The organism is Pseudonocardia sp. ICBG1034, from assembly GCF_020131375.1.
GTDB lineage: Bacteria > Actinomycetota > Actinomycetes > Mycobacteriales > Pseudonocardiaceae > Pseudonocardia > Pseudonocardia alni.
The window spans coordinates 57,772-81,447 of record NZ_JAHLEK010000010.1; the positions used below are offsets into that span (position 1 = coordinate 57,772).

Below are 23,676 nucleotides of genomic sequence, written 5' to 3' on the forward strand. Positions count from 1 at the left end.
GAGTGTCGTCGATCGGTGTTCTGGTGGGGGCTCTCGCGGTCGTCGCGGCCGCGCTGCCCGCAGAGACGACCGGCTCGATGGTGACCCGCACCGCGGGGATCAACGGCGAGAGCCGTCCGGTGTCCGCGGCGGCAGTGGCCCGAGTGGCGGGTCCGCTTGATGACCTGGGTGCCCCGGATCCGCTGATGTCGGACTCCGGTGAGCGGATCACCAGTGCGCGGGCCTGGGAGCAGCAGCGCCCGGAGCTGCTGGCGGCGTTCGAGGAGAACGTCTACGGCACGTCGCTGCCCGCGCCGACGAAAACGACGTTCTCCGAGGCCGGCGGAGGGGGCGGCTCAGCGAAGAAGATCACCATCACGGTGACCGGCCCGGAGGGCGACGCGAGTTTCACGCTGCGGCTGTTCACCCCCTCGTCGGGCACGCCTAAGGGCACGTTCCTGCTGATCGACCACCGCGGCTCGGTCGGGGACGATCCCGGCTCGGGCGGCTACGCGCCCGCGGCGACGATCACCGGCGCCGGGTACGCCCTGGCCGCGGTCAACGCCGAGGAGATCGCCCCCGACGACGCGAGTTCCTACCGCAACGGCGTGATCGACGCCTTCTACCCGGCCGGGCAGGACCTGCCCGCCGACGCCGGGCGCACGATCAGCGCGTGGGCGTGGGGCGCGAGCAGGGCGATGGACTACCTGCAGACCGATCCGGACATCGACCCGAGCAAGGTCGCGGTGATCGGGCACTCCCGGGGTGGGAAGGCCGCGCTGTGGGCCGGCGCCCAGGACCCGCGGTTCCCGGTGGTCATCTCCAACAACTCCGGCTCCACCGGGGCGAAGCTCGCCCGCCGCGACTCGGCGGGGGAGTCGATCTCGGCGATCAACTCCCAGTTCCCGCACTGGTTCCCTGAGACCTACAAGCGCTACGACAGCAACGCCGACGCTCTGCCGGTGGACCAGAACGAGCTGCTCGCGCTGATCGCGCCCGGCCGGGTCGTGGTCGCCTCGGCCGCGGAGGACGGCAACGCCGACCCCCAGGGCGAGTTCCTGTCCTATCTCGGTGCCGCCCCGGTCTACGAGCTCTACGGTCTCGGTGACACCGGGCTGTCCTCGACCAGCTGGCCACCGGCCACCGGCGAGGGCTTCCGCGGGCCGGGCATGAGCTATCACCTGCGATCCGGGGGGCACGGCCTTGAAGACGCCGACTGGGACATCTACCTCGGCAGCGACCTGTTCACCCGCTAGACCACCGCGACGTCGCAGCGCCGCGGCGGTGGCGCTCGTGGTCGCGGCCGTGCTGGCGGGCTGCACCGCGGCGCCCCCCGCCGATCCCGGCCGTGCGGCGGTCCCACCTCTCATCAGGCAGGCGTTCGACCCGCCGACCGCGTTCGGGCCACCCGAGCTCACCCTTGGCCGCGACACCGCCATCCCCGTCCCGCAGGTCCTCGACGGCATCCACGGCTGGTCGCTGGCAGAGGGCGGCCTGACCCGCACCGACCTCACCACCGGCGACATGCTCACCGGTGGTCTCCCCCGGTCGCCCTTGTTCGCGGGGCTCGATGTGTCCCGCCCGACCGCGATCGGCGCCCCGGACGTCCTGCGCGCCCCGGTGCTCGCCGATCTGCCCGCCGGGCGACGCGTGCTCGCCGCGTGGCCAGTCGAACAACCCGGCCAGGGCACCACCCCGGCGCGGCGGGGCATCGAGCTGGTCTCGGCCGACCCACAGACCGCCCAGACCCTCACCACGACCACCGTGCCGCTTCCCGACACCTGGCTCGAGGCCTCGCTCACCGGGTTCACCGTCTACGTCGCCGGCGTGGTCGGCACGACCGCGATCGTCAGCGCCGCGGCCACCGACACCGCGCTCACCGCCGCGGTCGACCTGACCTCGGGCAGGCTGGTGTGGTCGGTTCCCGACGTCGCCGCGCAGCTGCTCACCGACGACACCGTCGTGGTCAGGTTCCGTGACCTCGCGAAGAACGAACTACGCGGCCTGGCTCTGGCCGACGGCCGCCCCCGCTGGGCTGGGGTCGCCGGCAGCACCGTCTGGCCGGTCGGGGCGTCGCAGGCGCTGGTGAACCTGCGCACGGTGGAGAACGCCTGGGGCGGCAGCCAGGTCATCGACACCGCCACGGGCCGCCCAGCCGACAGCCCGCTCAACGGGCAACCGGGCTGGTCCTGCCGCTCCGACGAGCAGGACCTGACGATCTGCTCGCTGGCCCCCTACACCGGAACCGACGCCGTTCTCGCCTTCGACGACGACGGCACCGAGCTGTGGCGGATCACCCGCGACTCCGGACGGGCCATCCCGACGGTCACCGCGGCCTGGCACGGGATGATCTACGGCTACACCGACGCCGGGCCGCTGGTGCTCGACGGTCGTACCGGCCAGGACAAGGCCGTTACCGCGTCGACGGCTCCGCTGCTGGTCAACGAGTACTTCGCTGTGGGAGCCGCGAGTCCACCAAGCCCGGAACGGCGACCGAACTACTGAGCCCCGGGGCCGCAGGCCGCGAGCCCCACAGCCGGATGAGGGGTGTCAAGAACGCCACGCTCGACCTCTAGCTCTGCTCGTCACCAAGATCGTGCTGCGAGTACACAACACCCTGAACGATAACCCGATGAGGCCGATGTAAGCAATTGAGGTCGTTGAGCGGGTTGCCGGCCACGATCAGCAGATCGGCCGCCAACCCGACTCTGAGGTCCCCTGTCTTGTGACCGATTCCGAGAGCTTCGGCAGCTCCCGTTGTGACCATGTCGATGATATCGCCACGAGCGAAGCCCAGCTCTTCATATAGCTCCATGCTCAGTTTAAGCTGGTCAAACTTGGTCCCGGGCACTCCCGAGTCTGTTCCAATCAGAATTCGAACATCATTCTCCGCCATCCAGGTGAGCTGACTGCCGAACTTGTACTCTGGAGTTGTGACGTACTTGGCAATGTCGCGCCAAACGGCCGGAGTCGTGTCGCCAGCGACCGTTTTCTGCTGAGCCATCTTTCGAACGGCCGCTTCATTCTGGTCTCTCTGACCGGGGCCCGACCGCCATCCGCAATGCTCGATGGTAGATACACCTGCATCAATGCACCGAACGATCGGCTCGGTACCGTGAGCGTGAGCCGCCACTCGCAGCCCGTATCGGGAAGCATGCTCAACGGCGACCCCAATTAGCTCAGTGGAGTATTGTGCGTCGAACGGGGTAGGCCCCTCTGACGTCACATACCCCCCACCCGCCATGATCTTGATTAGGTCTACATCGTCGGCTGAACGGTCGATTGCAGACCGAATCTCCGCCGCCGAGTCTGCGATCCCGCCTAGATACCAGCAGTGTCCACCTGTGATCGTGATCGGGGTCCCCGCGGAGAGCACCGTAGGTCGCACGCGGTCAGCGTCTGCAGTCGAGTCTCGGAACCTCGCTACGTATCCACCGGCGTCACCGAGGTCTCGGACTGTGGTGCAGCCGGCTCGCAGGCAGCTCCGTGCGTTGGTTCGGATCAGGGCTCGTACGTCGTCGGGCGCGCCAGAGCACAACGTGTCGAACGACGACTTGCTGCAATCGCCACCGAGATGGACATGGCTGTTGATGAGCCCGGGCATAATGCTGTGCCCAGCAAAACGCGAGACGGTCGCCTCGGGATCTGCAGCGATGAGCTCGTTCGCGCTGCCGATCGCGTCGATCCGCCCCTGCGAGACACGCACCGCATCCCCAACTCCGAAATGCTCTCGCCCTCGCGAGATGAGCCGATCCGCTACCAAAATTTGCGCCATCTTGGCACTCACCTTACTGGTTCCTCGCTCTATACTGACTGATTGGATAGCACCTGTGGAACATGGCCCCTCTGAAGCCAGCCCGACACCTCCATAAGGGGCCTGGTCGCGCCAGTCCGTGCCCTCTCAGGCAGATCACTAGGCATCTTCCCGAACTGATCGACAACGACCGTCACATCGTCGCGACCATCTGCGGTGAAGCCAGCGAAAACGTTGTAAAGTCGCGCGTACCCATCGCTGCAGCGCTGCTCACGCAGCTCACATGAAAGTCGAGACGGGAAAATCCAAGCACGTCCTCGCGTTTCGCTGGTTCCTCGACTGCCGACGGGTGCATCTGGCCGAACCAGTTCTGGGTAGAGCGATCGAACGACTCGGTCTAGAGGCGCGAGCCGCACATAGGAGTACATCTGCGCTCCACGGTGCAGAAGTAGCCTTTAAGTCGGCGACGGCGCCGGGGTAGAACACCGCTAGGAGCATTGCCAACACGGAGACCCGGATCGCAACCAAGCCTCCGGACCACATGTTGATAGACACAGAGCCGGAGCCAAACAGGACTTGCGCATAGTACGAAACGCGCGCACCCAGCAGGATGAGGTAGACAACGCAGCCGACGGCGAGTGAAACTGCAACAACAAGGAGGTCCCAAGCTCGTTCCTTGTAGAGGCTAACGCTGTCCCGGGAAGCCCAAAATACCTGCGTAATGCAGGCGTACACGAGGTACACACTTACCGACACGAAGAACACCAGAACCGCCGGGTCCTGGATATCACGACTCGTGAAGCTCAGCTCGAACGGCGCCATGACAAACATCGGCACGATCAGGATGACCAGCACCGTAGCAGTTAGCGCCACAATTTCGACGTACCGGCGCTGTCGCGGCCTGTATTCGGCGATGTTGCGAAGGTAGAACAGCTGCATCGACGCAAAAGCGCCGACGATCACAAGATTGCGCACAATGCCAGCTACGTGAGATCCTAGTACTTCGTCAACCCAATTAGAGAAATCCGGACGGTTGAGTAGAACCATCACGCCGAGGCCTGCGCTGAAAAGGACGGACACCCAGGGATCTGGTGAGCGGGGTGCTCTCAATGCATGAATAAGTCTCCACACGAACACGACTCCGCATGCCACTGCCAGAAAGTACGACACCTCCCTCACACTCCCTGTCCGCCGAGAGCTCGACCTAGAGCTCCACCTGTTCGCCCTAGGTCGTCCCACGCCGCGCGGATGGGTAGCTTCGACCAGCTCGACAAAAACGCGCCGAGCGTCTCGGCTTCCCATTCAGATCGCTGACCGTAGTGCGACCCAACTGGGCCATCGTCCTGATTGACTAGGAGAGATCCGCACAGCAGTGGCGTGTCGGTCGCGCCAACGACGAGATGGCCAAGCAGAATGTGCGCGATCTCGTGGTAGATCGTGTAGTTCTGACGTTCTTCCGACAGATCAGTAAGGTATGTAATGAGATACTTATCCGGAAACGGTATAACGCAGCCGAATGACCGGACGGAAGGAAGGCTCCTGCCGACCAACTCGATCGGGTGACCGACACGGCTCGACAGACGCGCACACAGCTCGGCGGGCGGAGGGGTACGGCGATACCCCAAGTCGCGCAGGAGCTCCCGCGCCTTGCTACGGAGTTGACGCTCGTTCATCGAGTTCCTGTCCCCGTCCAGCCGTCCTGCTACGCCTGATGCGTGATCTTAGCGCTCCGACCCGATTTCGTGGGCGCGCGGGGCGACGCTGCTTGTCACGTCGACGAGGAGTTCCAGCGCGGCGACCCGGTCGAACTCACGCATATATGCTCTACACATACGAAACGCAGAAACGCCCATCTTGTCCAGCTGCGCCAGCAGTAGGTGAGCCTCGGACTCAAACCGGGGCTGTGTCAAATCAAAATAGCTCGCAGGTTCGCCGAGATAGCGCAGCACCACATCTAGCTCATGTTCGGATGGTGTCACGTTCACCGTCTCTGAACTGAGGAGCGACGATAAAATGCGCTCCGCGTCATGCAGTTCTTTGCCAGCGCTAAGGCAGGCGGTGAGGTGTGAGCCGAGCGTGACCCAACACGGTGGACCATCGCCCTCCGTGGGTACGCGAACCAGTGCGAGTAATCGGCGCAAACGGGTCTCGACACCATCCGGCTCTTCTCCCGAAGGTGCCGTTCGGGCGGTCATCCCAGTATCATCCCGACGTACAGGCGGCCACTAGATTCGATATCTCCTTACTTATCGGGAGTGCTTCGGCCGGGCGGATTTCCGTCTTTTCCCGTGGTCTGCTCGTACACGATCTGAGTGATAAAATTTGCGACCGCGTGGCGTTGCTCAGGGTCCAGACCAGCGACCCTTGCCGCGATGTCTGTCACCTGTGCCTCACGGAGGGCACGCCGTAGGCGAATTTCGGCCATGACGTCACGGACAGCGTCGGGATCGCCGTGTAAGAAGCCGACTCGGACTGCAAAGAATCGCGCCAAACCATCGATAACCCGCATGGTGGGGTTCGTCTTGATGCCACGTCGCAACTCCGAAAGATGCGATGCTGAAAGTTCGTATCCTCGCTGGCGCAGCCAGCTGATCACCTCTTTCCCGGTGTACTCCGGGCGGTCGCCATGCTCAGGTGCTATCGACGCGAACAGGTAGTTGATGCGTTCAGCCAACGAACCGAGCGCAGGACTCTCCTCGTGAGACTCGGACATCCGCGTCCCCCCTTCTCCTCTGGCCTGCTGCGCAGCGTAGCCGGTGAGACGTCACCCGCCAGAGTCATCGTCGCCTCGGACGCTCATCGCTCCGCGTGCTAGCGAATCTTGCCGCAACGATGCTTCGCTGATATGCATGACAGGTGCTGCTCTCTGACCTCGCTTCACCGGCAGCGGCGCTGTCATCATCGCTGCTGCTCAGATGCGGTGCATCTCCAGCACCAAAGCAGGTTCAGGGCGCACCGAAGTCAGCTCCGCCAGGCCGTTTGCATGGACTCGACACCACGCTCGTCAGACATCCTTCGCTCACACGAATCGATCTTCACCTACATGCTGAGTTCTGCCTGACCATCGCACCGACCTGCGGGAGTTTTCCGATCCTGACCGAGCCCGAGACGAGGTGCACGATGCCGGACGAGGCCCTGCCCGTTCCCCTGCACGCCAGCGAATGGGAGCAAGGCGCCGGGTCGACCGCCGCGGCGCTTCCTGCGGGTGCGGCCGCGCCCGCTGACGAAGCGCGAGGTGCCGAGGCCCGGGATACCGGGCGTCGGCGAGAGCACCGCGCACCGTCGCATCGATCGCAAAGTCCTGCGCCACGGCACCTTGACCCCCCGCGCCGCGAGTCTCCTCTCGGACTGGCATCTCCTGTCGCTCGGCCGGCCCTAGAGCAGAACGGAGGCATGGCCCAGCTGATCAACAGGTTAGAGAGTGAGCTGACAGTGCTGTCCAGCGCAGCCATCCACGCGCTGACCTCAGTCCAGCAGGCGGTCGATGCGACCGATACCGCCGAGCCTAGGGACGAGAGCACGCAACGGTGGCTGACTGTCGCCGCGGAGGCACTCGACCTGGCGATCGTCGCCCATCAGGCGATGCAACGCGTCGCGGCCGTTCAGGAGGAGCGGTGAGCCTGTTCGCTGTTCTGCATCTGCCGCAGGTCGTCGACGATCCGGGCGAGGGACCGGCGAGTCTCGGGGCGCAGCTCGCTGATGCCGCTGATCAGTGCGGCGAGGTCGGGGTCACGCAGCTTGGCGAGCAGCTCGTGTTCGTTGTCGGTGAGGGCGGGATGGGGGTCGTCGAGCAGGTAGGAGACCGAGACCTTGAAGTAGGTGGCCAGGGCTTCGATGGTGCTGCGGCGTGGGTTGGTATTGCGTCCTCGCATCATCGTGTTCAGCGTGGCGCGCGAGACCTGTCCGCCCGTAGCTTCGATCCCCTCGACGATTTCGTCGAGGTAGAGAGCGCGGGTGCTACCGGGCGGGCGAGCGAGGTGGTTCAGCTTCTCGGCCAGCGTCCGCGGCGCGCCGCTGAGGCGAGGCTCGTCTGGCACCAGTCACCTCCGTACGAACACGCCGCCTCCGTGGGTGTGGCACGAGGCGCTGTGACGCTAGCTGCGCCCAGCGCCAGATCCCAGCCGGGGTGCCCACCCGCGGGTTAGGGACCCGGGTCTCGCACACGATCGGTTGACCAGCCGTCGCTCTGCGCGGATAGTGACGTCCCGTCGTCTTGTATTCAAGATGCGTGAATCTATCAGATCTAGTTTTATGGAGGGAGTGTTTGTCATGGCGCCTACGTCTCGACGGCACCGCGCAGGGCGGTGGGCGTGATGCCGATCCGGTCCCGTCCCGCACCGTCCTCCAGCGCGCCGTGGCGTACCGCCCCCGGTTTGGGCTCCGACGGAAGCGCTGCCCCCGTCGGCCGGTCATCGAGCACCGCCCTCGACGAGCGGAACAAGTCTGAGAGTCACGACAGCGACGAGGCGGTCCGCGCGCCTGCTCCTGCTCTGTTCAGACCCCCGCCGCGCGCTCACGAGCACGAGCCCGCGCGGACCGCTCTCGCTCCGGCTGCCGTCGGTGACCTCGACGAGGACGCGCCGGCGCGAGAGAAGGAGATGGAGCCCCCGCCTGCTGAGCAGTCCCGCAACGGCGACAGCGATGCCACCGTTCCTGGACTCGCCGGTGCGCTCGCGCGGCCCCAGGTGCGACTCAACGCCGATCTCCCCCGTGAGCAGGTCGTCCCACCTTGCCGTGGTCGGGCCACAGCAGCCGAGACAGCCGTGACGCGCTACACCGCTGGTCAGGACTCCTTCTTCCGTTCGGTGCGGTCGCTGGAGCCGATCTCGGACCTGGAGGCGGCCAGCTTCGCCGGGCGGTTCGCCACTGATTTCCAGTCCTTTGATGAGGACGACCCGAGTCGTCGGGCAGAGGTGTTGCGGCCTCTGCTCGCTGCCCCCCAGGCGTGCACCTGGGGGTGGTCGGGGGCGGGCAGGCAGCGCGCCGACTCACCACTGCCGGGCCGGCTCTACCGGCCCAGCGACACGGTGGTGTTCGTCGAGGTGATCGTGCGGATCACCACGTACGCGCGCGCCTGCCCGCCGCCCGAGACCCCGCGCCACGCCGGGTCCGCAGAGGCGGAGGTGCCCGGGCTGCTCGGCCCGTCGTGCGCCCCGCCCGAGGCGGACCCGGCGTGGACGGCGGTCGAGGCGAACTGGGTCCGGATGACGGTCCCGATCACCCGCGACGACGACGGCCACCTGGTCGTCGACCCGCACCTGCGCCCCACCGATTCCTCCTGACCCCCACCACGAGGTAGCTGCTGATGTCCTCCCCCACGTCCTCACCGAACGGCACCAACAACACCCCTGCCGCCCCGTCCTGGCTGGACGCGGGCGCGGCGTGGGCCGCCCCGGCCACCGGATACGACGGGGCCCAGGTCCCCGCGACCAAGCCCCCGGCCACGCAGGCGAGCGCGGCGACCACCTCGCCAACCACCCCGCCGTCCCGCCCCGCGCCTGCGCCGGAGCGCTTCCGCGACGAGCCACCGCTGACGGACGCGGCGCCCGCTGCCGAAGCGGCCCGGCCGGCGCCACCGTCTGCGCCGGCGGCGGCGCCGTCGCCGGCGGCCCCCGCGTCCCTCCCCGCTCATCAGGGTGCGGGTCCCTCGGAGGATCCGCAGGCGTTCCGCCCGGCGTGGGACGAGCAGACCGGCGTGCTGTCGGGCGTGGTCCGCGAACGGCGGGCCCGTCCGCAGCAGGGATGGCGCCACGTCGCCTACCAGCTGACCGGCGGCCGCTGGAACCCCGGACTGTCCGAGGCCGAGGCCCGGCTGCGCGACCAGCTCCAGAAGATCCGCACCCCGCTGCCCGGCCCGCACAGCGTCGTCGTCGGCTCGATCAAGGGCGGGATCGGCAAGACCACCGTGTCCGCGCTGCTCGGGCTCGCGCTCGCCGAGTACCGCGGGGACCGGGTCATCGCTATGGACGCCAATCCCGACGCCGGCACCCTCGGCGACCGCCTCGTCGGCGAGACCCTGGCTGCGAAGACCACCGTGCGCGACCTGCTCTACGCCCTGGACGAGATCCGCGCCCACACCGACCTGGCCGGTTACACCCATCTCGCCGGGCGCCTGCAGGTCCTCACCAGCGAACAGGAACCGGAGCTGTCGGAGACGTTCTCCGCGGCCGACTACGAGGCCGCGCTGCGGCTGCTGGCCCGCTACTACAACGCGATCATCACCGACTCCGGAACCGGAATCGTGCACTCGGCGATGCAGGGCAGCCTGCGCCACGCCGACTCGCTGGTCATCGTCGGCGCCCCGACCAACGACGGCGCCTCCCGCGCCGCTCGCACCTTCCGCTGGCTCGCCGCCAACGGATACCGCCACCTCACCGAGGACGCGGTCGTGGTGCTGTCCTACGACCGCCACAGCCCCGACATCGACGACCGCGTCATCCGCGACTTCTTCGCCGAACGCTGCCGCGCGGTGATCGTCCTTCCCCCGGACCCGCACCTGCAGGCCGGCGGCATCATCGACTTCGACGCCCTCACCCCCGCCGCGCGCGACGCCGCGCTCGAGCTCGCCGCCACCGTCGCCGAGGGCTTCCAGGGCCGCCGCACCCAGGGACTGGCCAGCCACGGATTCCGCGGCACCGGTGGCCCCCGGTGATCAGTCCGCACCTGCTGGTGGGCGCCGCGCTGGCGCTTACCACCACCCTCACCGCCTCAGGGCTCGTGCCCGCCGCGGCGCCGGAGGGCGGCGTCGAGTGTGGATGGCGGATCACCGCGGTGCACGTGCTCGCCGAGCTCACCGGGGACACGTCCCCGCGTGCGGAGAAGCTGCGCCGCGCACTGCTCGACGTGGGCGCGAACAAGCCCGGGTTCATCCCGGCCGAGTGCTATGAGCCCGGTGCCGGGGACTCTGGCGGGTCGGCCTCGGGCGGGAACGGCTCCGGCGGGGCCGGCGAGGCCGGGGACGACGGCGGTGGCACAGGCACTCCCCCCGGATCCGGGAATGGCTCCGGGACCGGCGGCGGCTCGGGATCCGGCAGCGGCTCCGGATCGGGCAGCGGCTCCGGATCGGGCGGTGCAGGCGGTCAGTGCAAGACGACCGCAGCGGCCACGCTCGGCTGGGGCAAGCCGAAGGTCGCCGACGAGTTCGAGGGGAGCTCGGTCTCCGGGGACTGGAACATGTACGACGGCCCCGGCCATGGCGGCAACGGACGACGTACCCCCGACGCGATCTCGGTGTCGAACGGGCAGCTGACCATCACCGGGTCGGAGAACGGCGACGCCGGCGGAATGGCCTGGTCGCCCAACAGCCAGCAGTACGGCCGCTGGGAGGGCTGCGCCCAGTCCCCCGCTCCCGCTGCGTCGAGCCTGCACACCCTCTTCCTCCTCTGGCCGACCGCGGAGAACTGGCCCGAGGGCGGCGAGGTCGACTTCATGGAGATCTCCGACGGGACCCGGCAGAAGGTCGAGGGCTTCCTGCACTACGGCTCGGACAACTCCCAGACCCAGGGCTCGGTCGAGATCGACGCCACCGAGTGGCACGCCTTCGCCGTCGAGTGGACCCCCGACAAGATCACCTACCTCGTCGACGGCAAGCCGTGGTTCACCGACGACGACAAGTCCCACAATCCGCCCGGGCCGATGCACCTGACCATCCAGCTCGACTACTTCGGCGGCGACGCCTCAGGCGGCGCAGCGATGCACGTCGACTGGGTCCGCCAGTACGAGCTCACCGGCGGCAGCGGCAACGAGGTGGGCGCCGGGGTCGACGTCTCTGCGGGTGAGGACGGCGTCGACGCCGGCGCCGACCTGTCAGTGGGCGGCAACGGCTCTGGTGGGTCCGGTGGCTCTGGGAGCGGTGATCGGGACCGCGGCCGAGGTGGAAGCCAGGACAGCGGCGACTCCCGCAGCGGTGGATCGCGCGGAGGCGGCTGATCAGCGACTGACCTGAACCGACCCGGTTGTGAGACAGCCCCGCCGATCACATGACGGAGACCTGGACATGCCTCTGAATCGCAAGCGACAGCCCTCGTGGGCCGAGCACCTGCCCCCTTCTCACCGCGGCCCCGCCGCCCGACGTGCTGCGGTCGCGATGCTGACCGCCGGTGCTCTGGTCGGAGTCACCGCGTTCTCGCTGAGCCCGCTGCCGGCCGAGCTCGGTCTGACCGCGCTGGGCTGCAACCAGGGTAAGGCTGCCCACACCCTCGCGGCCGCCCGAGAGACCCGGTCCCAGACCCGCGCGCTGCTCGCCGACCTCGCGGTCAGCAACGACACCCGCGCCCAGGGCCTGGCCCGTGAGATCGCCGGGCTCGGCTTCACCCCGGCGACCCAGCCCGCGGGCTGGCGGCAGAAGGCCGTCGATGTCTCCGACCAGCTCAACGCCCTGGGCAGCAGCAGCGCGACTGCCGACCCGCACCTTCGCCAGGTCGCGGCCCGCCTGGCCCGGGCAGGTCTGGGCCCGACCCCGGCCGACATGCTGCCCAAGCAGCCCCCGCCGCCCGAGCCCGGCCCGATCGGTGAGCTCGGCCAGACCCTCGGCGGGGCCGCCGACGGGGCCGTCGACGCCGTCACCGGCGCCGGCGAAGCGGTCAAGAACGTCACCGCCCCGAAGCCCGCCGCGGACAGCTCGACGAGCGCCTCGGGCCCGGCTGCGCCGAACCCGCGCCGTCAGGCCGAGCCCCCGCTGCCCGAGACCTGCCTCAGCCACGCCGAAGCCACCACCGCCCCGGCCGCAGCAGCGCCGGCAGCACCAGCAGCACGGCCGGCACCGCAGAAGCCGGCCCCGGCCCCGGCTCCGACGGCCCCGGCAGCACCGACATCCTCCGCTGCCGAACCGACACCGACCCCCGAGCCCCCCAGCACGTCCCCGGACGACGACGCCGCTGCCCAGCCCGACACCGGCAGCTCGACCAGCTCCGAGGACCCCCCGGCCGGCGACTCCGACAACAACAGTGACGACAGCACCGACGACACGACCAGCAGCAGCCCCGAGGCCTCGACCGAACCGAGCACGGACTCTTCCGACAGCAGCTCTGACGACACTCCCGCCACCCCCGACGACACCTCCGGGGTCGGCTCGGCCGACTCGGAGTCGGGTGGCTCCTCCAGCTCGACGTCGAGCAACAGCAGCAGTGGCGGCGGGTCCGCTCAGGATCTGGAGAAGGCCCGCGTCGCGATCCAGCTGGTCGGGGAGCTGATGCAGGCCCTGGGCGCCAGCCCTGATCCCGGCGCAGGAGACCTGCGGACCTCGGTCCTGGGTTCGCTGGACCGCGACAAGCTGGAGAAGCTCGGCGCAGACCCCGCGGACTTGGACAAGCTCGACCAGCTCGGCGACCTCACCGACCAGGGCGGGGGCTCGCCCCACTTGTCCGGCCCGGACTCGTCGGAGTCTGGCTCGGACCGGGACTCGACGTCGTCGACGCCGTCGGAGACGCCCAGCGGCGGCTCGTCCGACAGCGAGTCGTCCAGCAGCTCTGACTCCTCCACCGGCTCGGGTTCCAACGACCCCGGGGGGAGCGGGACCGGCTCAGGATCGGCGCAGGAGCCCTCGACCGAGTCCGCAGGGACCGGCAGCGCCGGCGACGCCTGGGAGGCGGGCGCGGAGAAGCTGGCCGAGCAGGTGCACCAGGCGGCCGACGCCGACCCCCTGGCCGAGCAGCTGGCCGAGAAGCTCGACGCTGCGGGGATCGGCTCGCAGAACGAGACCGGCAGCTCCCCTAGTGCCACCGCGGACAGCGGCTCAGCCGAGCCCGATGAGCAGGGCGCGGGGCAGGGCAGCTCGGACGGCGCGGAGCAGCCCTCCACCGGTGGCGGGGACAGCACCGGGACTGGTTCCGGCGGGTCGCAGAAGGGCTCGGGCGCGGCGCAGCAGCCCCAGGCCGGGGACCCCATCCAGCGCCCCGGCGCCACCGGCAGCGGCACTGGCAGCGGCACCGGCAGCACCGGCAGCACCGACGCTGCTCAGCCGCAGGGCAGCCAGGGCCAGGACGACACGACGTCGTCCGGCGACGGCGCCAGCAGCGGTAACGGTGCGGCCGGTGGCGGCGCTGACGGCGCCGGTACACCCCCGGGTAGGCAGGACCAGGCCGGCAATGCCGCCTCAGCGGACGGGGAACAGCCACGCGACCCGGAGAAGGCCCAGGCAGCGGCCGCGGACGACACCGCAGGCGAGGGCGCCCGTGCGGCGACCTGGGACCGGCTCGCGCAGTGCGAATCCGGCGGTGACTGGGCGATCGACACCGGTAACGGCTACTCCGGCGGGCTGCAGTTCGACCAGGCCACCTGGGCCGCCTACGGCGGCACCGGCTCGGCGCACGAGGCCAGCCGCGAGCAGCAGATCGCGATCGCGGAGAAGGTCCGCGCCGACCGCGACGGCTACTCGGCCTGGCCGGCGTGCTCGAAGAAGCTCGGCCTGGCCTGACCCATGACCAGCAGCAGGTGGCGCACAGCGCAGACGACCGCAGTGATGACCGTGGCGATCGCCGCGACGGTCACCGCCGCCGTCGCGCTGGCGACGTGGACCTCCGACGCCCCGCAGGGCGCTCGGGTGGTGGGACTCGGGTCGGCCGCACCGTGGGGGTCGGCCGACCCGAGGACACCCACTGCACCGTCCGGTTCGACAGCGCAGCCGCCGGTGCAGGGCCAGGCCGGACCGGTGGTGGGCGGGCTGTCGGCGACCTCGGTCGGAGTGCTGGTCGTCGACGGTGGCCGCCACCAGTGCTCCGCTGCGGTCGTCGCATCCCGGTCGCGCAGGTTGCTGGCCACCGCGGCCCACTGCGTATGGCTCGGCGGCGCCTGGCGGGTCGACGGCGCGTTCTTCATCCCCGGCTACGCCGCCGGTGAGGAACCGCTCGGGCGATGGACGGTCGACACCGCCTATGTCCCCCCGGCCTGGCAGCAGGCCAACTCCCCCATCGAAGACGTCGCCGCTCCGACCGACTTCGCGTTCGTGACCCTGCTCCCCCGCGACGGGGTCCTGCCTGAGCAGGCCCTCGGTGCCCAAGGCATCCGCTTCACCACCCCCGACAGTCAGCTGCCGGTCGCCGCGCTCGGCTACCCCGCCACCGGCATCTATGACGGCCAGTCGCTGCGCGGCTGCGACGGCGACGCCGCCGCGCAGTCCTTCGACCGGCCCGACCGGCCACCGGGGCAGGTGCTGTCCCTGACCTGCGACATGACCGAGGGCGCCTCCGGCGGGCCGTGGCTGACCGGACCCGACGCCACCCGCGGCCGCGGCCAGGTCGTCGGCGTCGTCTCCGGCGGCGACGACACCACCCTCGTCTCCCCGCGCTTCGACGACACCGCCCGCCAGGTCTATGAGGCCGCCGACTCCGCCGCGCAACTCCCCGACCAGCCCCCCACCCCCGACCCCGCGCTCGCCCGGACCGCCCCTCGAGGAGGGACCAGCTGATGACCTCACCCCGGAACGCGGCCGACCCGCACCACCACTGGGCAAGGCCGGGGGCATCGCCGCCGCGCAGCCCGTACGAGCTCAACCAGCGCCTCGGCGCCGCCGCGCGCACCCACGCGCCGGGCGGGCTGGGCGTGGTCGACACCGAGACCATCGTCGACACCACCTCCGCCGCAGCCGCCGCCGACCAGGGCCACGGTCCAGACCCGATCGAGGCCGCCGAGCAGCTCGGCGCGGCCACCGACGCCGCCCAGGACCGCACCCGCACGGCATTCCCCGAGTCCCGCCCGGTGTCCTGGGCGGCGTTCGGGCCGCTGATCCCCGTGCTCGCCGGGTCCGCGGGCGCCGGCGCCTCGTGTGTCGCGGCCGCGATCGTGGACGCGCTACAGCAGGACCAGCGATGCGCGCTGCTCATCGACGCCGACGACCCCGCACGCTCCGGGCTCGCCGGAGCCTCCTCGGTGGACGGCCCCTGGACCCGGCAGATCAACGACCACCTCACCGTGCGCTACAGCTGGCGCGCCGACGCGCTGCTGGCCCGGCTGGAGACCCGCGACCCCGCAACGCTGCCGACCATCACCCCCGGGATGGTGCCCCCACCCCCGGACTGGCTACCCGACCCCGCACCCGACCCGCTACACGCCACCGTCGTCGACCTCGGTCACGGCGGCTGGCGAGCCGCCGCGACCCCGATCTACGGCGCCGGGGGCTGGCTACGCCGCGGACTGCCCACCCAGCGCCCGATCCTCGTGGTCCGCGCAACCCGCCCGTCGCTGCGCCAGGCCGAGCAAATCCTCGCCCGCCTCGACCCCTGGATCCAACGCCGCCTGGCCACCCCGATCTACCAGCTCGTGGTCAACGGGGCCCGCAAGTGGCCGGCGGGAGTGGTCGGCGCAGCCGGGCCCCGGGTCGCGGCCCTACTGGACGAGGCCCTGTTCGTGCCGCACGTCCCGGCCTGGGAGGTCGGCGGGGTGACCGACGAACCCAGCCCGGCCCGGGCGGTCGACGCGCTACGCCCGCTGCTCGCCTCGTGGCAGCTCATCCCCTCCCCGAGACGGCGATGAGAAGCGCACCGGTCTGACCCCGCTGTGTCCGGCGCCCCCACCCCGGCACCAGCCGCCACGTTCGCCCCACCCCACCGCCCATCACACCCCTGCGGAGCACACGCCATGTCTGCCACCCACGTGATCAGCGAGTCGCTGGCCCAGGCTCACCTGCTGCCGGCCCAGGACATCCCCAACCCGGGCCCGAAGATCCCGCCCGGCGCCCAGGCCATCCAGGACGTCGTCGGCTACGTCATCTGGATCGCCGGGATCTGCATCCTCGGCCTGTTCTTCGGCGGGATCGTCGCCTCCACCGCAGGCCGGATGTGGGACCACCACGGCTCCGGACGCACCGGAGCCCGCATGATCGTGTCCAGCCTCGCGCTCGCCGTCCTGTTCGGCCTCGGCTACACCCTGGTCACCCAGTTCGCCGCCGGAGCCAGCTGATGGCCCGCCTGACCGACCCCCACAACCCGCACCGCCTCGGCCTGCGTTCGGGCGCTCCCGGCTCGGGCAGCCGTCGCCGTGCGGTGCTGATCCTCGGCGCGGTCACGGCCCTGGCCCTCGCCACCGTCCTCGCGCTGGTCCTGTCGCTGACCGGCATGCTCTCCGAGCGGCAGGATCCGTCCGCGGCCGCGCCAGCACAGCCGGCACCGATCGGCACCGGTGACGGGGAGTCCGGGCCTGCAGCGGAGGCCGAGCTCGCCGCCCGCCCGATGCTGCAGGTCCCCCTCGCGGCGATGCAACCCCACGCCCTGTCCACCCGGACCGCGGGCCCGCCGATCGCGCTCCCCCAGCCTCAGCAGTTCGTTGCGACCCTGGTTCCGACCGGGTTCCCCGACACCCCTGAGGGCGCGGTCGCGCAGCTGGCCGAGCTGATGAAGGCCGGGATGTCCGGCGGTGACCCGGCGGTGTGGGCACAGGTCTATGGCTCCCTTGCCGAGTCGGGAGCGCTGCCCGCCCGCGAGACGTGGCTCAGCCGCGATCTGGTCGACCTGCGCCGTGGCGCGCACTTCAACACGACCGGGCCCCTGCGCAACGGCATGCGGATGTCGTGGACCCCGACGAGTGCGATGGTCAAGGGCAGCACCTCCGACGGCACCTACACCGTGGCGTGTGTGCTCGGCGAGTTCGTCGCCGACTACAACGGCCGGGTCGTCACCGCAGGGTGGGGCAACTGCCTACCCATGCGACGTGTGGGTGAGCAGTGGAAGGTCGCCTCCGGCCCCACCGCCGCACCGGCACCGTCGGCGTGGCCGGCCAGCGACGAAGCCGTCGCCGCCGGATGGCGGGACATCCAGCGATGACACCACCCCACATGACGGCACCGACGCAGCCCCCGCCCGCGCCCCCAGGCGGAGGCGGCACCGGCGCCGGCTTCTCACTGACCGACCCGATCGGCTCCCTGGCCCAGTCCGCGTTCGACGCCGCGATGCAGAAGGTATGGGACGCCGGGGTCTGGGTGCTGCGGGCGGGGTTCGAGCTGGCCGACCAGGTGTCCTGGATCGACCCGAGCACGATCACCGGCAAGACCGAGCAGCGCCCGAACTCCCCGAACCCCGCCACCGCCGTCGACGCGGCCACGGCCGGAGCTGATGGGCAGAGCTTGTCGTTGTGGTCATCGCTGATCGGGCTGGCCACCCTGATCGCGCTGGGCCTGTTCTTCTACCAGCTGATCTCGGTCGCCCTGCGCGGCGGGCGGGGCATGTTCCGGGCGTTCACCGGGCCCCTGCAGTTCGGGATGGCGATCGCGCTGACCTCCGGGCTGGTCGCGGTCCTGCTCGGCGCCGCGGACGGGCTGACCACGTTCTTCCTGTCCCAGCTCGGCGGCGACGGCACCTTCGGCGCAACCCTGGCCAACGACACCGTCACCGCCCGGATCGGGGACAACCCCGACCTCGGTGACACCGAGGACAACGTCCGGTCGATGATCCTCGGCCTCGCCGCGCTGTTCGGGGTCATCCCGGCCGGGATCGGCTTCGCCCTGCAGATGATCTTCCGCCAGGCCGCGATCCTGGTGCTGGTCGCGACGATCCCGCTGCTGGCCGCGATGCTGGTCGCCGACTCCACCGCCCCGTCGTTCTGGCGCGGCGTGCGCTGGCTCCTCGCCGCGATCCTGATGAAGCCCGCCCTCGCGCTCGTGCTACTCATCGGCGTCTCGGTCATGGGCAGGGCGACAGGAGTCGCTGGGCTGCTGGCGGGGACCGCGGTGCTGCTGGTGTCGCTGTTCTGCCCGATGGTGATCTACCGGCTGCTGGCCTTCGTCGACCCGGGCACCGGCGCGGGGATGGCGCTGCGCTCCGGCGGCGGTGGGCGTGGCTCGTCGGCGCCGGGCGCTGATGGCGGCACCAGCGAGTCGATCAACGTCGCCCGCATGGCCCGCTCGGGCGGCAGTACTGACGGTGCCGCCTCGGCTGGGGGTGGTGGGGAGCTCGGCGGCTCGACCGCCGCGTCTCCCGCGGCCGCAGGCCGTGCCGGCGGTGCCGGTGCCGGTAGCGCTGGTGGTGCGGGTGCTGCCGGTGGTGGATCGGCCGCGGGCGGCGGCGCAGCTGCCGGTGGCGCGGCGGCAGGGATCGGCGCGGTGGGTGGTGTCGCGGCCGCGGCGGTGGTGGGCGGCTACCTGGCCACCAAGGCCGCCGCGGGCGCCGCCGGCGGCTATGGGTCCTCCCAGATGGCCCAGACCGGTGTCGGGCACCCCGGACCCGCCCCCGCCGCGAGCGGCGGCGACATCGGCTCGGCCGCGGGCGGCGCCTACGCCGGGGCGACGGCGACCACGGGCTGGTCCGGACAGGCCGCGGGCGGCGACCACGGCCCGATCGAGGCCGGCCACACCACCGCCACCGACGGAGGGCCTGGTGCTGATCCCAGCCCTGCTCCTGAGCCACCGGTCGTCGACCCCGGACCCCCCGAAACGGGACGCCCGGACTCGGGCACCGGACCCGACCCGGACCCGACCCCACCCCCCACGACCACGACGGCGTGGGCGCCTGAACCCGACCGCCCCGAGCGACAGGACGGTGACCGATGAGCGCGATGCCCGAGACCCACGGCCCGCGGGTGTATCGCGGGCTGAACCTCAAAGAGGGCATGGGCTGGATAGCCGGCCTCACCCCGGTCCAGGCGTTCCTGGTGATCGCGGTATGTGCTCCGTCGCTGATCGCGATGTCACGCAACCAGTGGTCCACCGCGCTGAGCTGGGGTGTGTTCGCCGCTATCACCGTCGTGCTGATCGTCGTGCCCGTCCACGGCCGCCCCGCGTTCCGCTGGCTGGCCGACCTGATCATGTTCCAGACAGGAGTGCTGATGCGCTGGTCCCCCTGGCAATCACGCGCCGCGGCCGGGCTGGCCGGTGACCGCAGCGAGCCCGACCTGCCCGGCGTGCTGTCGCGCCTGGAGTTCCCCGACGGCCCGGAGTTCCACGGCTCGCGGATCTGCCTGATCCACGACACCGACCAGGGACGCTGGGGCGCCACCGCGAGATTGACCCACTCCGGTGTCGGGATGCTGTCCGACGACGAGTGCGCCGAGCTCGCCCGCCGCCTCGGCTCGATGCTCGTCGGACTCGGGCACCGCGAGGTCGTCGACCGCATCTCCCTGCTCGTGCGCACCGTTCCCGACGACGGCACCGAGTACGCGGTCTGGCGCGAGCGCCACCAGCGCGCCGACGCCCCCACACTGGCCCGGCAGGTGACCACCGAGATCGACCGCGACGTCGCCTCGGTCAGCGTGCGGACCGAGCTGTTCGTGACCGTGTCGGGCACCGAGGACGCGCTGCGCCGCCCTGCCAAGGCCGCCGGCGGCGGTGTCGCGGGCCGCGCGTACGCGCTCTACCGCGTCCTGGAAGCCGTCGCCGACGGTCTGCGCGGGTTGGGCGTGCAGTCGGTGACCTGGCTGACCTCCACCGGGGTCGCCGAGGCCATCAAGACCGGCTTCAACCCCGCTACCGCCGCCTCCCTGCAGTACCAGCACCTCATGCGGCCCGACCCGGACGGCTCGGTGGGGCTACCGATCTCTCAGGCCGGCCCCGCCCTCGCTCCCGCTCCGGCTGCCCGGGCCTATCACCACGACGGGTTCTCCTCGGTCTCCTACGCGGTGCAGCCCCCGGAATCCGGGACGATCTTCGGCTCGCTCGGCCCGCTGCTCGCGGTCCGCACCGCAGGAGAGCGCCGCACCCTGCAGATCCACTACGAGATCCTGTCCCAGGCCGCCGCCGCCCGGGAGGTGCGCTCCCAGCGGTTCCGCAACAACGTCCTGGTCGATGCCAAGGCCCAGCGCGGGTTCAACACCACCGCCGTCGACACCCGCCGCCAGACCGGCGCGCGTGAGCAGGAGGCCGCCGTCGCGGCCGGGCACGCCCTGGTCCGCTTCACCGTGGCCTCCTCACTCACGGTGCCCGCCGAGTGGAACCTCGAAGATCACGCCGCCCGCCTGGAGAACGACTCCTCAGGTCGTTTTCGATTGCTGCGTCTAGAGCTGGCTCAAGATTCGGCGTTCGTCGCCGCGGCGCTGCCGGTCGGGATCGGGCTGCCCCGTCTGACCAGGGCGTTCGACTCATGAGCATCTTCGGTAAGCGCCGCCCCGTGCCGCCGCGCACCACCAGCGACCTGCTGTCCCAGTTCACCGACCTCGACGGCATTCCCCTCGCAACGCCAGCCACTCCAGCCGAACTCGACGACCGCCCGGCCAAGGGGCGGGTCAACCAGGCCAGCGCCCCCCGCCAAGGGCACCGTGAGCCGGGTCGCGGGTGGGCCGCGGTCGACGCCTCCCGGCGCGCTCCGGTCTACCGGGCCACCACCGCCGAGGTCGGCGGACTGTTCCCGCTGCTGGCCTCCAACGGCGTCCCGGCCATCGGCGCCCGGCTGGGCTACGACACCCAGTCCGGGGGCGCCTTCTACGTCCACCCCACAGAGTGGGTGCTGCGCCAGATGGTCACCAACCCGAACCTGGTGGTGTTCGGCGAACCGGGCCGCGGCAAGTCCTCCACCGTCGTCGCTTTGATGCTGCGGATGATGCTCTTCGGCGTCCGCTCGCTGATCTCCGGTGATGTGAAGGGCGAGTACACCCCGCTGCTGCGCTCGCTCGGGATCACCCCGATCGCGCTCGGCCGCGGTAGCCACCACCGCCTCAACGCCCTGGACCTCGGCCCCATCCGATCGAGGTGGGGCACCTGGAGCACCGAGCGGCAGCGCGAGGAACTCACCGGCATCCTGGCGCGCTGGACGCGCCTGCTGACCGCCCTCGCGGAGGCCCAGGGCTACGACCCGACCGTCACCGACGAGCACGTCCTGTCCACCGTGCTCAACCGGCTCGTCGGCGCCGAGCACGGCGCCAGCGAGCTGCGCCCGATCACCATCCCCGACGTCGTCAACCAACTCGCAAGGCCTGATGACGACTTGTGGCAGGCCACCCGCTTCGCCTCCCACCGCCAGTTCCTCGACCACACCCGCCAGATCACCGACGCCCTGTCCAACCTCGTCGTCGGCCCGCTGTCGGGGTTGTTCGACGAGCCGACGAACTTCGACCTCGACTGGGACGCCCCCGTGCAGTCGATGGACCTCTCGCTGCTGCGCAGCAGGGGCGATCAGGCAATCGCGGTCGCTCTGACCTGCCTCGGCTCCTGGTCCTCGATGATCACCGACCTGCAGGACGACGGCGACGTGCGCATCGTCGTGCGCGACGAGGTCTGGCGGCAGATGCGACTCGGGCTGCGCGCGGTCCAGGCCGTCGACTCCGACCTGCGCCTGTCCCGCGCCGAACGCAAGATCCAGCTCCTGGTGATGCACAAGCCCTCCGACCTGCTCTCCGTCGGCGCCGCCGGCTCCCAGGAGGTCTCCATCGCCAAGGACCTGCTCGCGCTGTGCTCGACCCGGATCCTGCTCGGCCAGTCCACCCGGGTCGGCGACGAGCTCGCCGACGAGCTCGGACTGTCCGAGCGTGAACAGGCCGTGCTCACCGGCTGGGCGATGGAAGGCCAGGGCCGTGCGCTGTGGAAGCTGGAGAACCGCCCCGGCATGAAGATCCAGACGGTCCTCTCCCCCACCGAGCGGGCCATCTTCGACACCAACGCCGGCCTACGCAAACGACCCGCTCCGACCGCGGAAACACCACCTGCTCAGGCCGGATCAACGCGTTCGCGTCTGGTATCGGTACCCACCACCGCCGCCGACAGTGCAGCCTCGGAGAAGCCTGCCGACAGCGGCGTCGCGGCGGTTCCTGCCGACGGCGTCGTCGCGCCGGCCACGGGGCCTCTGGCCGAGATGAACGGCCACAGCCGGGCCAACGGCGCCGCCCCGAACCGGTGACCTGACCGGTGGACCAGAAGAAGGGCACGATCGCGCTCGCCGCCGTGGCCGCGGTGCTCGTGTTCATCGCGACCGCGTTCAGCATGGGCATGGCCATGCTCACCGTGGTCACCGACGGCGCCCTCCCCGGCGGCGGGTGCAGCGGCGACGGCGGCCTGGGCGGCGGGTCGCAGTCCATCGGCGGCACCGACTGGAACGCCGAGCAGACCGACAACGCCGCCACGATCGTCAACATCGTCGCCCAGCGCGGCCTCCCGCGCCGGGCCGCGGTCATCGCGATCTCCACCGTGATCGTCGAATCGAGACTGGTCAACGTCGGCCACGGCGACCGCGACTCCCTGGGCCTCTACCAGCAGCGGCCCTCCCAGGGCTGGGGCACACCCGAGCAGATCCTCAACCCCGACTACGCGACCCGGATCTTCCTGGACCGCCTCATCGCCCTGCCCGGCTGGGCGACCATGCCACCGGGCACCGCCGCGCAGGCGGTGCAGCGCTCGGCATTCCCCGACCGCTACGCCCCCCAGGAAGCACCGGCCGCAGCCCTGGTCGACCGGTTCTGGGTCGGCCCGGACAACCCCGTCCCCGCCACGCCCGGTGCCGCACCGGACGTGCAGCTGGCCTCGACCGCGTTCGCCTGCCCCGACCAGGGCGGCGCCGGGGTCCCGCTGGCCCCGTCGAACATCGACCCGACCAAGCTCCCGCCCGGCTTCGTCCCGCCCACCGACCCCGCACAGCGCGCCGCGGTCACCTACGCCCTGGCCCAGCTCGGCAAGCCCTACATCTGGGGCGCGAAGGGACCCAACGGCTTCGACTGCTCCGGGCTGATGCTCGCCGCCTGGGCCGCCGCCGGCGTCCCGATCCCCGCCGGGACGGTCAACCAGAAGAACGCCGGCACCCCCGCCAGCCCCGCGACCATCGCCCCCGGCGACCTGGTGTTCATCCCCGGCTCGCTCGGCTCCCCCACCAACCCCCGCCACGTCGGCATGTACATCGGCAACGGCCTGGTCGTCAACGCCTACGACTCCAGCACCGGGGTCATCCTGCAGCCCCTCTCGGACTGGGCCGACAAGATCACCCACGTCCGCCACATCGCCGGACCCGCAGGCGTAGCCGCCCCGGCCGGACCGGTCACCGCTGCACTCGCCGAGGCCACAAGCCCGTGACCCCATCTGGCATCACCAGCAGCCGCTCCCT

20 protein-coding genes are annotated in these 23,676 nt (G+C 70.6%); 15 read left to right on the forward strand and 5 right to left on the reverse strand.

Annotated elements, in window-relative coordinates; genetic code table 11:
* The first annotated feature begins 23 nt into the window (after nt 1-23).
* A complete protein-coding gene (locus KPF22_RS00805) occupies nt 24-1,235 on the forward strand; it encodes a dienelactone hydrolase family protein (RefSeq protein WP_224400936.1) in 1,212 nt (403 codons plus the stop codon).
* 28 nt (nt 1,236-1,263) lie between these two features.
* A complete protein-coding gene (locus KPF22_RS00810) occupies nt 1,264-2,484 on the forward strand; it encodes a hypothetical protein (protein WP_224400937.1) in 1,221 nt (406 codons plus the stop codon).
* Between the two features lie 67 nt (nt 2,485-2,551).
* Here KPF22_RS00810 and KPF22_RS00815 read toward each other — a convergent pair whose 3' ends face one another.
* From KPF22_RS00815 to KPF22_RS00835, 4 genes are all read right to left on the reverse strand, one after another.
* Nucleotides 2,552-3,754 carry an amidohydrolase family protein gene (locus KPF22_RS00815; protein WP_224400978.1) on the reverse strand — a complete coding sequence of 401 codons (1,203 nt, stop codon included), beginning with the start codon at nt 3,752-3,754 and terminating at the stop codon, nt 2,552-2,554.
* 258 nt (nt 3,755-4,012) lie between these two features.
* On the reverse strand, nt 4,013-4,813 hold the full coding sequence (locus KPF22_RS00820) for a hypothetical protein (protein WP_224400938.1): 801 nt from the start codon (nt 4,811-4,813) through the stop codon (nt 4,013-4,015).
* A gap of 641 nt (nt 4,814-5,454) precedes the next feature.
* Complete coding sequence (locus KPF22_RS00830; protein WP_157818127.1) at nt 5,455-5,928, reverse strand: hypothetical protein; 474 nt, start codon at nt 5,926-5,928, stop codon at nt 5,455-5,457.
* Between the two features lie 47 nt (nt 5,929-5,975).
* A complete protein-coding gene (locus KPF22_RS00835) occupies nt 5,976-6,446 on the reverse strand; it encodes a hypothetical protein (protein ID WP_157818126.1) in 471 nt (156 codons plus the stop codon).
* A gap of 680 nt (nt 6,447-7,126) precedes the next feature.
* Between KPF22_RS00835 and KPF22_RS00840 the strand changes: the two genes are divergently transcribed.
* Nucleotides 7,127-7,351 carry a hypothetical protein gene (locus tag KPF22_RS00840; protein WP_100877164.1) on the forward strand — a complete coding sequence of 75 codons (225 nt, stop codon included), beginning with the start codon at nt 7,127-7,129 and terminating at the stop codon, nt 7,349-7,351.
* Here the strand turns inward: KPF22_RS00840 and KPF22_RS00845 are convergent.
* On the reverse strand, nt 7,336-7,770 hold the full coding sequence (locus tag KPF22_RS00845; RefSeq protein ID WP_157818125.1) for a helix-turn-helix transcriptional regulator: 435 nt from the start codon (nt 7,768-7,770) through the stop codon (nt 7,336-7,338). The two genes, KPF22_RS00840 and KPF22_RS00845, sit on opposite strands and share 16 nt — an antisense overlap.
* Nucleotides 7,771-8,496: 726 nt before the next feature.
* Between KPF22_RS00845 and KPF22_RS00850 the strand changes: the two genes are divergently transcribed.
* The 12 genes from KPF22_RS00850 (at nt 8,497) to KPF22_RS32865 (ending at nt 23,645) form a co-directional block, all read left to right on the forward strand.
* Nucleotides 8,497-9,015 carry a hypothetical protein gene (locus tag KPF22_RS00850; RefSeq protein ID WP_157818124.1) on the forward strand — a complete coding sequence of 173 codons (519 nt, stop codon included), beginning with the start codon at nt 8,497-8,499 and terminating at the stop codon, nt 9,013-9,015.
* A gap of 23 nt (nt 9,016-9,038) precedes the next feature.
* The gene (locus KPF22_RS00855; protein WP_100877161.1) at nt 9,039-10,385 is read left to right on the forward strand and encodes a MinD/ParA family protein; all 1,347 of its coding nucleotides are present in this window, start codon (nt 9,039-9,041) and stop codon (nt 10,383-10,385) included.
* Nucleotides 10,382-11,662: a family 16 glycosylhydrolase gene (locus KPF22_RS32860; RefSeq protein WP_208622861.1), complete on the forward strand. Its 1,281-nt coding sequence runs from the start codon at nt 10,382-10,384 to the stop codon at nt 11,660-11,662. The genes KPF22_RS00855 and KPF22_RS32860 overlap by 4 nt, the downstream gene beginning before the upstream one ends.
* Nucleotides 11,663-11,729: 67 nt before the next feature.
* Nucleotides 11,730-14,147 carry a transglycosylase family protein gene (locus KPF22_RS33530; protein WP_374107444.1) on the forward strand — a complete coding sequence of 806 codons (2,418 nt, stop codon included), beginning with the start codon at nt 11,730-11,732 and terminating at the stop codon, nt 14,145-14,147.
* A 45-nt stretch (nt 14,148-14,192) separates the two neighbouring features.
* Complete coding sequence (locus KPF22_RS00870) at nt 14,193-15,137, forward strand: serine protease (protein WP_157818123.1); 945 nt, start codon at nt 14,193-14,195, stop codon at nt 15,135-15,137.
* Nucleotides 15,137-16,201: a hypothetical protein gene (locus KPF22_RS00875; protein WP_100877159.1), complete on the forward strand. Its 1,065-nt coding sequence runs from the start codon at nt 15,137-15,139 to the stop codon at nt 16,199-16,201. The genes KPF22_RS00870 and KPF22_RS00875 overlap by 1 nt, the downstream gene beginning before the upstream one ends.
* Before the next feature lie 105 nt (nt 16,202-16,306).
* Nucleotides 16,307-16,627, forward strand: coding sequence for a hypothetical protein (locus KPF22_RS00880; protein ID WP_157818122.1), 321 nt, complete (start codon nt 16,307-16,309; stop codon nt 16,625-16,627).
* Complete coding sequence (locus KPF22_RS00885) at nt 16,627-17,487, forward strand: hypothetical protein (RefSeq protein ID WP_100877157.1); 861 nt, start codon at nt 16,627-16,629, stop codon at nt 17,485-17,487. The genes KPF22_RS00880 and KPF22_RS00885 overlap by 1 nt, the downstream gene beginning before the upstream one ends.
* 11 nt (nt 17,488-17,498) lie before the next feature.
* The gene (locus KPF22_RS00890; RefSeq protein WP_100877156.1) at nt 17,499-19,208 is read left to right on the forward strand and encodes a hypothetical protein; all 1,710 of its coding nucleotides are present in this window, start codon (nt 17,499-17,501) and stop codon (nt 19,206-19,208) included.
* Nucleotides 19,205-20,737, forward strand: coding sequence for an SCO6880 family protein (locus KPF22_RS00895; protein ID WP_224400939.1), 1,533 nt, complete (start codon nt 19,205-19,207; stop codon nt 20,735-20,737). Before KPF22_RS00890 ends, KPF22_RS00895 begins: the two co-directional genes overlap by 4 nt.
* Complete coding sequence (locus KPF22_RS00900; RefSeq protein WP_100877155.1) at nt 20,734-22,482, forward strand: ATP-binding protein; 1,749 nt, start codon at nt 20,734-20,736, stop codon at nt 22,480-22,482. Before KPF22_RS00895 ends, KPF22_RS00900 begins: the two co-directional genes overlap by 4 nt.
* Before the next feature lie 8 nt (nt 22,483-22,490).
* On the forward strand, nt 22,491-23,645 hold the full coding sequence (locus KPF22_RS32865; protein WP_100877154.1) for a C40 family peptidase: 1,155 nt from the start codon (nt 22,491-22,493) through the stop codon (nt 23,643-23,645).
* Nucleotides 23,646-23,676: the final 31 nt, after the last annotated feature.